This window comes from Bradyrhizobium sp. 2S1, assembly GCF_011516625.5.
Lineage (GTDB): Bacteria > Pseudomonadota > Alphaproteobacteria > Rhizobiales > Xanthobacteraceae > Bradyrhizobium > Bradyrhizobium septentrionale.
Genome location: NZ_CP147717.1, coordinates 2661318 through 2673449, shown reverse-complemented (window position 1 = coordinate 2673449; position 12132 = coordinate 2661318). Strand labels below are relative to the sequence as shown.

General features: G+C 61.3%; 8 protein-coding genes and 1 pseudogene. 7 read left to right on the top strand and 2 right to left on the bottom strand.

Features of this window, described 5'->3' with window-relative positions; genetic code table 11:
- Positions 1-57: 57 nt before the first annotated feature.
- Positions 58-1179: an alpha/beta hydrolase gene (locus tag HAP54_RS12620; protein ID WP_166300371.1), complete on the top strand. Its 1122-nt coding sequence runs from the start codon at positions 58-60 to the stop codon at positions 1177-1179.
- Between the two features lie 176 nt (positions 1180-1355).
- Complete coding sequence (locus tag HAP54_RS12615) at positions 1356-1769, top strand: EVE domain-containing protein (protein WP_166300369.1); 414 nt, start codon at positions 1356-1358, stop codon at positions 1767-1769.
- Positions 1770-1948: 179 nt separating this feature from the next.
- Here HAP54_RS12615 and HAP54_RS12610 read toward each other — a convergent pair whose 3' ends face one another.
- The gene (locus tag HAP54_RS12610; RefSeq protein ID WP_166300367.1) at positions 1949-3121 is read right to left on the bottom strand and encodes a DNA topoisomerase IB; all 1173 of its coding nucleotides are present in this window, start codon (positions 3119-3121) and stop codon (positions 1949-1951) included.
- 814 nt (positions 3122-3935) lie between these two features.
- On the opposite strand from HAP54_RS12610, the gene acs reads away from it, so the two are divergent.
- Together acs and HAP54_RS12600 are read left to right on the top strand one after the other, a co-directional pair.
- On the top strand, positions 3936-5876 hold the full coding sequence (gene acs, locus HAP54_RS12605) for an acetate--CoA ligase (RefSeq protein WP_166300366.1): 1941 nt from the start codon (positions 3936-3938) through the stop codon (positions 5874-5876).
- 596 nt (positions 5877-6472) lie between these two features.
- Positions 6473-6988, top strand: coding sequence for a L,D-transpeptidase (locus tag HAP54_RS12600; RefSeq protein WP_166300364.1), 516 nt, complete (start codon positions 6473-6475; stop codon positions 6986-6988).
- A gap of 95 nt (positions 6989-7083) precedes the next feature.
- Here the strand turns inward: HAP54_RS12600 and HAP54_RS12595 are convergent, their stop codons facing one another.
- On the bottom strand, positions 7084-7686 hold the full coding sequence (locus tag HAP54_RS12595) for a thermonuclease family protein (RefSeq protein ID WP_175619421.1): 603 nt from the start codon (positions 7684-7686) through the stop codon (positions 7084-7086).
- A 68-nt stretch (positions 7687-7754) separates the two neighbouring features.
- Between HAP54_RS12595 and HAP54_RS12590 the strand changes: the two are divergent.
- The 3 genes and pseudogenes from HAP54_RS12590 (at position 7755) to HAP54_RS12580 (ending at position 12102) form a co-directional block, all read left to right on the top strand.
- A pseudogene (locus HAP54_RS12590) lies at positions 7755-8719 on the top strand (IS1595 family transposase).
- Between the two features lie 887 nt (positions 8720-9606).
- Complete coding sequence (locus tag HAP54_RS12585; RefSeq protein ID WP_166300360.1) at positions 9607-10941, top strand: IS1182 family transposase; 1335 nt, start codon at positions 9607-9609, stop codon at positions 10939-10941.
- Positions 10942-11112: 171 nt separating this feature from the next.
- Positions 11113-12102, top strand: a complete 990-nt coding sequence (locus HAP54_RS12580; RefSeq protein ID WP_166300358.1) for an IS1595 family transposase — start codon at positions 11113-11115, stop codon at positions 12100-12102.
- Positions 12103-12132: the final 30 nt, after the last annotated feature.

Sequence of the window (12132 nt, the reverse complement as noted above, 5' to 3'; positions counted from 1 at the left end):
CGGCGAGCCGTCGGATCCCGGTCTAACAATCGAAAGCGGATCCCAAGGGAAAAACACATGCGTCAACCGCAACGCGCCATCGTTTCGCTCAGCCTTGTTTCGTTCAGCCTTGCACTCGCTGCCTCTTCCGCCACGGTCCACGCCCAAACTGCAGCCTCGTACGACGACCTTGCCAGGAGCGAGGCCGCAGCCAACGCCGACAACGGCAAGCGGGTCGCGCCGCTCAAATCGATCGGCAATCCCGCGAATGACGTCTCTCCCGAAATGCAGGCGATCATCGGCGCGCCCTATCCGCCGCATTTCAATGCCGACCCGAAGACATCAGCGGAATGGAAGGAGCTGATCGATCGCCGTGCCAAGCTCTTGGTCGCGGGTCTTCCGGCGATGAAGACGAAGCTCGGCGTCAAGGTCGAGGAAACCAAGATTGCCGGCGTACACTGCTTCATCGTCACGCCGAACAAGATCGCGCTCGAGAACCGGCGGCGCCTGCTGATCCACGTGCACGGCGGCGGTTATGTGTTCGGGCCCGGCGAGGCAGCGTTGCCGGAAGCCATCATGATGGCCGGCTTTGGCGGCTTCAAGGTGATCTCGGTCGACTACCGGATGCCGCCGGACTCCCCCTATCCGGCCGCGCTGGACGATGCGATGGCGGTCTGGAAGGCGGTCTTGAGGTCGCATGAGCGCCACCGGCTCGCGATCTTCGGCACCTCGACCGGCGGGGCGATGACGCTCGCAATGGTGTTACGCGCGAGGGATGAGAAGCTGCCGCTGCCCGCCGCCATTGCGCCGGGCACGCCATGGTCCGATATCGACAAGATCGGTGACAGCTACGCGAGCAATGAGTGGGTCGACAATGAGCTGGTGACCTGGGATGGATGGCTCGGCCGCGCGGCGAAGCTCTATGCAAACGGGACCAGTCTGAAGAATCCCTACATTTCGCCGATCTACGGCGACTTCAAGGGTTTTCCGCCGACCATCCTGACGTCAGGCACGCGCGACCTGTTCCTCAGCAACACGGTTCGCACCCATCGCAAATTGCGGCGCGCCGGCGTGATTGCTGATCTCAATGTCTATGAAGGGCAGTCGCACGCCCAGTACCAGATGAACGTCGATGCGCCCGAGACCAAAGAGGCGTTCACCGACATCGCCAAATTCTTCGATCGATATCTGAAGCAGTGAGCGTGATGGCTTCCTCATTTGACGCGTCTTCTTCGCGCGAACCGGTACCCATCCCGCATCAAGTGCGGGACAGGCTTCGCGCGAAAACGCTCTGATCAGATGCCCGCGCTTGTCGCGGGCATCTGTGTGCCTGTAGATTGCCGCGCAATCGGCGTTTTGGAACGGGGTGAGTTGCGATGAACTACTGGCTGGTGAAATCCGAGCCGTCGACCTGGTCGTGGGACCAGCAGGTCGCCAAGGGCGCGAAGGGCGAAGCCTGGACCGGCGTGCGCAACTTCACGGCGCGGCAGAATCTCGTCAACATGAAGAAGGGCGACAAGGCGTTCTTTTATCATTCCAATGAAGGCAAGGAGATCGTCGGCATCGCCGAGATCATCAAGGAAGCCTATCCGGATCCGACCGACAAGACCGCCAAGTTCGTCTGCGTCGACATCAAGGCCGACAAGCCGCTGAAGACGCCGGTGACGATGGCCGCGATCAAGGCCGATAAGAAGCTCGCCGACATGGCGCTGGTGAAGTATTCGCGGCTCTCGGTGCAGCCGGTGACGGCAGAGGAATGGAAGTACGTCTGCAAGATGGGCGGGCTGTAGCGTTCCAACGAACTCCACCGTCGTCCCGGCCTAGTGCGCAATTGCGCACGGGGGCCGGGACCCATAACCACAGGCCAGCATTATTGGAGCGCGCTGGGGCGCCAGCTCGTTTCAGCAATCAACATTTGGGGTAATGGGTCCCGGCCTTCGCCGGGACGACGGTGAGTTTGGTTCGGAGCTTACGCCCCCGCCGCCATCACCACCTGCGCCAGCAATTGCTCGCGCTTGGACTGGGTGCGGTAGCCTCCCATCGTCGCGGCGAAGCGTTCGAGGATGCCGTCCTCGAAGGCGGTGACGATGGTGTCATGGACGTAGCTCTTGCGGCAGATCGCCGGCGTGTTGGACAGCTGGTCGGCGGCGGCACGGATCGCGTCCAGCACCTGGCGCTTGCGGCCGCGCTGGCTGGTGGCCGGCGTGATCCGCGACAGCGACTCCACGACGACGGCCGACGCCATCAGCGTGCGGAAATCCTTCAGCGAGATCTTGATGCCGGCGATCTCGCGCAGGAACGCGTTGACCGCAGTGGTCGAGGCGGCGCGGACGATGCCGGAGCGGTCGTAGTACTGGAACATGCGCTTGCCCGGGACACCGCGCAGGATGCCGATCGCCCGCACCAGCTTGGCCGCGTCGCATTCCTTGCGCACCGCCTTGCCGCCCTTGGCCTTGAAGGTCAGCACCAGAGAATCGTCTTCAAGCGTGACGTTGGACTTCAAAAGCGTGGTGGCGCCGCGGGTGCCGTTGAGGCGGGCATAGGATTCGTTGCCGGGCCGGATCGCGGTGCGCGCGATCAGCTCGATCACCGCCGACAGCGCGAATTCGCGCGTCGGCTCGTCGCCGGACAGGAACGCCGAGACCTTGCGCCGGATCTTCGGCAGCGCCGCCACGAGCTTGGCCAGGCGATGCGCCTTGCGCTGCTCGCGGACCTTCTCCCAATCGGCGTGATAACGGTATTGCAAACGACCTGCGGCATCGCGGCCGACCGCCTGCAGATGCGAACTTGGATCGTTGGAGTAGCGCACCTGGCGATAGGCCGGGGGAACCGCCATCGCGTGCAGCCGGCGGATCGTCCGCGCGTCGCGGACGCGCGAACCGTTGGCACGAATGAATGAATAATTCTTGCCGCGCTTGATGCGGCGGATGGTCAGCTCGTTCTGGTCGCCGAGCCGCAGGCCCAGATCGCGCGCGAAATCCTCGACTGAGGTCTTGATGGGCGCGTCGAGGTTGAGCTTGGCTCGCGGCGGCTGCAACTTTGCCTGCGGCCGCTTGGGCCATTGGCCCAGCGCCTTCGCCAGGGCGACAGCGGGATCGGCGGACATGGGCCGCACAGCCGCGATGTTCTGCTGATCCATCATACTTCCAAGACGCCTTGTTCCGCTGTTCTCCCGGTAATGCCGTTGCTTCGGGCTTCGTTCCGGTGGGGCCGTCCGGCCTCGGATTGGCGATTTAGGGCGTCGGGGCCGACATTGCGAGTCGCGAATCAGTTATTGACGGTTTCTAATTACCTTTCATGGGTGCCATTCGCCCGTAACCTTGATTTTGGCCTGTCCGGGACCGGTCAAAATGGCGGGATCAATGCCCGGAACCGGCTTTGACAGGGCCGAGCAGGCCGGGCCGGACCGCGCAGACCAGGTCGGAGATCGTGCCCCTTCGTGCGCAATTCCGCGCTCGCACGCCGCCTGATGCCGGTGGCCGAACCGCTGGCCCGCGGGCAGGCTTTGCGGGGGTCACGAACCGGCGTCGTCTCGACAAATTTCCGGCCGCGAGCCGTCAGGTCGCGCCGGTCGCCGGCGCGGCAATTGGCGGCGTCGATCATCGGGGCGCTCGTTCAACTCTGCCTGAAGCGCTCCATCTAATTCGGCGCCAGCGTATCGTCATCGTGCGCGGTACTGCTGCTGTGGCGGCGAGCGGCGCAGAGGGCGACATCACTACGACCAAGAGACCAGTGCCGCGGAGCACGCGATCGCGCATAGGTTTCGCTCGTCAACGAGGCGCGGTAAACCGCCCGATCAGATGCGGAGGCCGGCGGAATGTCCGGCGGCTTCCCCGCGACGAAAGTGACAGTCCTTTTTCCTTGCCGGGCCGGAATGCGGCAACGCATAATCGCGGCAATGATCAAGACGGCTTGCCGTCGCGTCGTGTGCGATCGGCAATGAGTGGAGGAAAGCGATGTCCGAGAAGATCTATGACGTGTCGGCCGATTGGGCCAAGCGCGCCTACGTCAACGACGCCAAATATCGCGAGATGTACGCGCACTCGGTCAAGGACCCCAACGGCTTCTGGGCCGAGCACGGCAAGCGGATCGACTGGATCAAGCCCTTCAGCAAGGTCGAGAACGTCTCCTTCGCGCCCGGCAACATCTCGATCAAATGGTTCGAGGATGGCGTGCTGAACGTCGCCTGGAATTGCATCGACCGGCATCTCGAGAAGCGCGGCGACCAGACCGCGATCATCTGGGAGGGCGACGATCCCTCCGAATCCAGGCACATCACCTACCGCCAGCTGCACGACGAAGTCTGCAAGATGGCCAACATCCTGCGCACCCGGAACGTCAAGAAGGGCGACCGCGTCACGATCTATCTGCCGATGATTCCGGAAGCCGCCTATGCCATGCTGGCCTGCGCGCGGATCGGCGCCATCCATTCGGTGGTGTTCGGCGGCTTCTCGCCTGACAGCCTCGCCCAGCGCATCAAGGACTGCGATTCCAAGGTCGTCATCACCGCCGACGAAGGCCTGCGCGGCGGCAAGAAAGTGCCGCTGAAGGCCAATGTCGATGCCGCGATCGCCAAGACCGGCGGCGTCGACTGGGTCGTGGTGGTGAAGCGCACCGGCGGTGCGATCGACATGAACCCGACCCGCGACCTCTGGTATCACGAGGCCGCCGAGATGGTGACGACGGAATGCCCGGCCGAGCACATGCATGCCGAGGACCCGCTGTTCATCCTCTACACCTCGGGCTCGACCGGCACGCCGAAGGGCGTGCTGCACACTTCCGGCGGCTATCTGGTGTTCGCCTCGATGACGCATCAATACGTGTTCGACTATCACGACGGCGACATCTACTGGTGCACCGCCGACGTCGGCTGGGTCACCGGTCACAGCTACATCCTCTATGGACCGCTCGCCAACGGCGCGACCACGCTGATGTTCGAAGGCGTGCCGAACTATCCGGACAATTCGCGGTTCTGGAACGTGGTCGACAAGCACAAGGTCAACATCTTCTACACCGCGCCGACCGCGATCCGCGCGCTGATGCAGGGCGGCGACGAGCCGGTGAAGAAGACCTCGCGCCAATCGCTGCGCCTGCTCGGCTCGGTCGGCGAGCCGATCAATCCGGAAGCCTGGGAGTGGTACTACCGCGTGGTCGGCGACGAGCGCTGCCCGATCGTCGACACCTGGTGGCAGACCGAGACCGGCGGCATTTTGATCACGCCGCTACCCGGCGCCACCAAGCTAAAGCCGGGATCGGCGACGCGGCCGTTCTTCGGCGTGGTGCCGGAGATCGTCGACGCCGACGGCAAGACTCTGGAAGGCGAGACCTCGGGCAATCTCTGCCTGACCAAGTCATGGCCCGGCCAGATGCGCACGGTCTATGGCGATCATGCGCGGTTCGAGCAGACCTACTTCTCGACCTACAAGAACAAGTACTTCACCGGTGACGGCTGCCGGCGCGACGCCGACGGCTATTACTGGATCACCGGCCGCGTCGACGACGTCATCAACGTCTCCGGCCACCGCATGGGCACCGCCGAAGTCGAGAGCTCGCTGGTCGCGCATGAGGCGGTGTCGGAAGCCGCCGTGGTCGGCTATCCGCACGACATCAAGGGCCAGGGCATCTACGCCTATGTCACGCTGATGAAGGGCACCGAGCCGACCGAGGCGCTGCGCAAGGAGCTGGTCGCCTGGGTCCGCAAGGACATCGGCCCGATCGCCTCGCCGGATCTGATCCAGTTCGCGCCCGGCCTGCCGAAGACGCGCTCCGGCAAGATCATGCGCCGTATCCTGCGCAAGATCGCCGAGGACGAGCCGTCGAGCCTCGGCGACACCTCGACGCTGGCCGATCCCGCCGTGGTCGACGACCTCGTGCAGAACCGGCAGAACAAGAAGTAATCCGGCGACCGCAAGATCGGGACATGAAAGAAGGGCCGCGCGATCACTGCCGCGGCCTTTCGCTTTGCTGCAGCAACGAACGTCTTGGCGCTGGAATTTCCACATTCGTCATGGCCGGCATAGCCGTCCGAAGGACGGCGTCGCTTCGCTCGCCTATGTCCCGGCCATCCACGTCTTTCGCACGCGTAAGCCAAGACGTGGATGCCCGGCACTAGGCCGGGCATGACGAGTTTGTGGAGGGATCGAGCAGATATGCGATGGCCCTGCGCTTGCGGGAGAGGGAGCGCACCGCGGTCGCGACCGCTATCCAACGTAATCTCATCACACTCCGGCCCTCGCCATTTCACGGGATTGTCAGAGGCAAGGCGGCACTGAGGCGCGTTTGCGGCCAAGTGTTGTTTTCAGGTCATTTACTTTAATCCGAACTTTTTCTTCTCTCCGGCCATCAGGACGTGTCTCGCGGCCGCGATGAAAACCATCCGGTTAAGACACGCGGTTAATATTGCGTGCGCGAGACCAGCGGGCCCGGTTTTTTCAGGGCTCCGCACCTTCGTTTTTGGCCCCCTCGTCGGGGCCGTTGGGAAGTGGAGAGGTTGATGTCGTTGAAGATTGCGGTGGCGCTGGCTGCCACCCTTGGTGCTGTTGTTTCGATGTCGCAGACGGCAGAAGCGCGGCCGGAAATGGTGGGAATGCACGGCGATGCCTATGAGCCGGGCACCATCGTGGTGAAGACCAACGAACGGCGGCTGTATCTCATTCTCGATTCCGGCCATGCGGTGCGCTATCCGGTCGGCGTCGGCAGGTCCGGCAAGCAGTGGGCCGGCACCACACGGATCGATGGCAAGTATCGCTACCCGGCCTGGTCGCCGCCCGCAGAGGTCAAGCGCGACAAGCCGAGCATCCCGAACGTGATCGCAGGCGGTTCGCCGGCCAATCCGATGGGCGTGGCCGCGATGACGCTGACCGGCGGCGAATATGCCATCCACGGCACCAACAGGCCGGGCTCGGTCGGCGGCTTCGTGTCCTACGGCTGCATCCGCATGCTGAACGACGACATTACCGATCTCTATTCGCGCGTCTCGGTCGGCACGACGGTCGTCGTCACCCGCTGATTTCAGCAATAAGCTCGCGAGGAAAAAGCCGCGCATCCGCGCGGCTTTTTGTTGCCGATCCGGTGCCGTGGAACGGTGGATGTGATCGCTGGCGCTTAGCGGATCAAATTTCCGCACCAGCCGAAGCGGTGGCCACCATTGTAGGCGCGCGCATGGCCGGCCGCGAGCAGCGCGGCCGAGACGTTGTCGGTCTTCTTCGTCGCGACGTCGGCAACGACGCGTCCCTGATACTTGTCGGGACGGATATTGTAGATCGCGACATCACCCTGGCCGAGCAGATCGCGCAGCGCGACGGTTGCCGCTTCCGCCATCTGCAGTTCGCGCTGACAGGACGCCTTCAGCTCCGGCGCGTCGACGCCGCGCAACCGGACCCGCGTGTAGAGATCGGGCCCCGGCGCGAGATGCACCCGCGCCTCGAATGTGTCGCCATCGATCGTCCTGACGACGTCAACGCTGTGCCTCACGTCAGGCGCGCCGGCACGTTGCCAGATCACGTCGGTATCGCGCGACCGGTTCAACGACCAGTGCGACGGCACCCATTGAGGCACCCATTGGCGGATCGGAAGCATGCTGCCGACCGCGATGCCGAGAACGAACACCCAGGGCAGCGCCGCCGAGACGCGCCGGCCCCAAGGTGACCTTCGGAAGGGCGGACGTCCCGTCCCACGATAAGGATTTATTCTCTCGTATGGGGACATATTCCTAATTATCACCTTGACAAAGCGAATCCTAGATATAGGATGGACTCATCCACAGGGTATGAGCCATGAAACTCACCGATTCGATATTCACCGATCCAGAGGCTTCCCGGGTTTGGCTTGAAGCCCAGCGCTGGCCGGAAGGCCCGATCTGCCCTCATTGCGGCAACAGTGATCCCGACAAGATCACCAGCCTGAAGGGCGAGGCTCATCGCGCGGGCGTGTACCAGTGCAACGAACCAAAGTGCCGTGAGCAGTTCACCGTGCAGGTCGGCACGGTGATGGAGCGTTCGCACATTCCGCTCAACAAGTGGCTCGCGACCATGTTTTTGATGGCGTCCAGCAAGAAGGGCGTCTCTGCCGCGCAGGTGAGCCGCACGCTTGGTCTGCCATACAAGACGAGTTGGTTTCTCTGCCATCGCATCCGCAAAGCGATGGAGGATAACGTAACTGCAAAGGGGCCGGAAAGGTCGTCGAAGTTGACGAACTATACTACGGCCCCAAGGATAAAAAGGCGAAGTTGACGGTACGCGGAACGCCGTTCCTTAAGAGCGGCAAGCATGGACCTTCGAACAAGCGCACTATCGTTGCGCTGGTCGAGCGCGGCGGAAATGTTCGCTCTTTCCATATGGACGGCAATGCGACCGCGCAGACCGTTCGTGAGATTGTCGTTCGCAACGCATCTCGCGAGAGCACGCTGTTTACGGATCAGAGCAAACTGTATACGCGGCTCGGCGAAGAGTTCGCGACGCATGAGACGGTGAACCATCTCGCCAAAGAATATGTGCGCGACGGCAACATCCACACGAACACGATCGAGAACACGTTTTCGGTTTTCAAGCGCGGTATGCGCGGCATCTATCAGCATTGCGGCGAAGCGCATTTGCATCGCTACTTGGCTGAGTTCGACTTCCGCTACAATCACCGCTCTGCACTCGGTATCACCGATACAGAACGTACTGCCGCTATCGTGCGCGGCGCCGAGGGCAAGCGGCTGGTGTACGAAAGACTTGCGCCGCCCCAAGACGCTTAAGCAACTCGTCCGGGCTTTCCTCCGTTTTCGTGGTTAAGGCCACAATTTTCCAGACAGACGGCGTGGGGAATCCGGCCGAGTCGTGCTATAGATCGCCACGTCGGTTGTTTCGGGTACCGAATCAGAAATCTCCTTGTCGGCGTGTATGCGCCTGTAACGGGGGGCGCATTCCGCGCCCCGATAAGGAGAAATGAAAATGAAGTATCCGGCCTGCCCGACGACTCACCCCGTACCCGTCACGGACTATGTTCGCTGGCGTTTCGAGCGGTGGGAATACGTTCGTGCCCACTGCCGAGGCCTGCCAAACCGCTAATCTAGCGGCTTAACAGACCCCTTAGCAGGATGACGTCGCACTACCGGACGTGTGTTGGAGGCACCCTTCACACGTCCCCCTTTCTCTTCCTTTTCAGGTCGAGAATTCAGCACCTGGTTCGCAATCGAACGGAAGCGTCTCTCGATTTCCACATCACTGTGGGAATCCTCGACGGCGCGTTGACGCGTGTCAGGCATGTTGGAATCCTGTTGCGTTCGCTCACGGGTGATTCGGGGGCTCCCAACCATCGGATCACGTCGCTATGCGGCTCGAACTGGCGATCTCGTTTCCCCGACGCGCACCGTGAGGCGGGTTGGGGCCATTCCGTTGAATGTTTCACTCCCGAATCAGTTTGAGCCCCTATGGCTCTAACCTCTTCTTTCGACTCGCATTTCGCTGCGCAGTTCCTTGTTACCCTTATGGTAACGCTATAATCGCGGCGTTAGCAAATCGTTTCACAAAAAATGAATCCCGAGTTTTCCAATCCTGTGGACTCGTCTCACGTCACTCAATCTAGGAGCTTGTCTGGATAGTCGCTGTTCAAATCTGGTCGGGTCTGATTCAACATTGGGCGATGAGCAAGTATTTTCGGCCTTGGAACATCGATCAGACGCTGCTTCTGCCGCCGAATGTGCAGGACTTCGTGCCGAAAGGCCATGTCTCGCGGTTTATGGTTGATCTGGTGCGGGAGAGCCTCGATCTCAGGGAGATCATGGGCAGCTATGTGAGCGGGCTTGGGCAGCCGCCGTTTGATCCGCGGATGATGGTGGCGCTGCTGCTGCATAGCTATGCGAGTGGGCTGTATTCGTCGCGTCGGATTGCCAAGGCCTGCCGGGAGCGGAACGATTTTGTGATGATCGTGGCGCTGGATGCGCCGGATTTTCGGACGATCAGCGACTTTCGCAAGCGACATTTGAAGGCGCTCGGCGCGCTATTCGTGCAGGTTCTGAAGTTGTGCGAGACGGCCGGGCTGGTCAAGCTCGGTCATGTCGCGCTGGATGGTACGAAGATCAAGGCGAACGCGTCGAAACACAAGGCGATGAGTTATGAGCGCATGAAGAAGCGCGAGGCGGAATTGAAGGCCGAGGTCGCTCGCATGCTGGCGGCCGCCGAGGCGGCGGATGCCTCGGAGGATGAGACTTTCGGCAACAGCGACGAACTGCCGGACTGCACCGTCGACAAGCAGAAACGGCTGGCGAAGATCCAGCAAGCGATGGCGGCGCTGGAAGCGGACGCCAAACTGGCGGCGGAGGAAGAGCGCCGCATCGAGGCCGAAAAGGAACAGCAGCGCCAGGCCGAAGGCCGCAAGAAGCCGGGCAAACCGGCGGCGCTGCCATCGGAGGAACCCAATCCCAAGGCGCAACGCAACTTCACCGATCCGGAAAGCCGCATCATGAAGTCGAAGGATGGCTTCGTTCAGGCCTATAATGCCCAGGCGGCCGTCGATGCACATGCCCAGATCATTGTCGCGCAAGAACTGACCCAGCACGGCAGCGATCAGGGCCAGTTGGTGCCCCTGATCGAGGCCATCGAGAGCAATCTTGGCCGCAAGCCGCGGCAGGCCTCAGCGGATTCCGGCTACTGCAGCGAAGCCAATCTCGAAGCGCTCGACACACGCAGCATCGATGGCTATGTCGCGCCCGGACGCGCCAAGCACCCGACAGTAGCGAACGGAAAAGTCGGCGGCCCGCTGACACAGGCCATGCGAAAGAAGATCGACGATGGCGGCTTCGAAACACCCTACCGATTGCGAAAGCAAGTGGTGGAGCCGGTGTTCGGGCAGATCAAACAGGCAAGAGGCTTCCGCCAGTTCCTGTTGCGGGGCATCGAGAAAGTGCGCGCCGAGTGGACAATGATCTGCACCGTCCATAACCTCCTCAAGCTGTTCAACCTCGCAAACGCAGCCTGAGCCTGCTACTCTACAACAAATGCCCGTCACGAAAACATATCTGGACGGGCTCCTAGCAGACACGATGGATTGTGTCTGCTTTGCTAAAGTGATAATTAGGGACACATTCCCAATTATATACTTGACGTACCGTGGATTAGGGCTATAATCCTCGCCATAGAGGATAAGGCTATGTCATTACTCAAGATTTATACTGACGAAAACGCGGCTCGCGAGCACCTTGAGGCGCTGAATTGGCCGGATGGCCCGATCTGCCCGCACTGTGGCGTCGTCAACGAGGCTACCAAGCTTACTGGCAAGTCCACGCGTCCCGGCGTCTACAAGTGCCGCCCCTGTCAGAAGCCATTCTCTGTGACCGTTGGAACGGTTTTCGAGCGCAGCAAGATCAAGCTGAACGTTTGGGTTCATGCCGTCGATCTCTACACCGCGTCCAAGAAAGGTTTCTCTGCTCACCAGCTCCACCGCACGCTTGGCATGACCTACAAGACTGCGTGGTTCATGGCGCATCGTATTCGTGAGGCCATGACTGAGGTCAAAGGCCCAACCAATCCAATGGGCGGCGAAGGCAAGATTGTTGAGGCCGACGAAACCTATTACGGAAAGAAGGCAGACAAGCCCAAGACGACGGCGCGCGGCACTCCGTTCCTCAAGGGCGGCATGGGTGCACACAAGATCGGCATTGTCTCGCTTGTCGAGCGCGGCGGCAAAGTTCGCTCATTCCACATTCAAGGCAACACCACGGCGGACACCGTGACCAAAATCCTGCGGACGAATGTCCGCCGCGATAGCACGCTGCATACGGACGAAAGCAAGCTCTACACGAAAGTAGGCGAAGAGTTCGCGAAGCACGACACAGTGAACCATGGCAAGAAAGAATATGTTCGCTACACTGGCATCGTGAGCTTCCCGGAAGGTGAGCCCTACACCATCACCACCAACACGATTGAGGGCTTCTTCTCGATCTTCAAGCGCGGCATGAAGGGGATCTACCAGCATTGCGGCGAGCAGCATTTGCATCGCTACCTTGCGGAATTCGATTTCCGATACAACAACCGCGTTGCGCTCGGTTACAATGACAGCATGCGCGCCGAAAACGCGCTCAAGGGTATCGTGGGCAAGCGGTTGATGTATCGCAGGCCTGACGAAGCCAAAGTATCGTAAGCAGATGGCGCGAAAGTTTCTGCGCTGGCG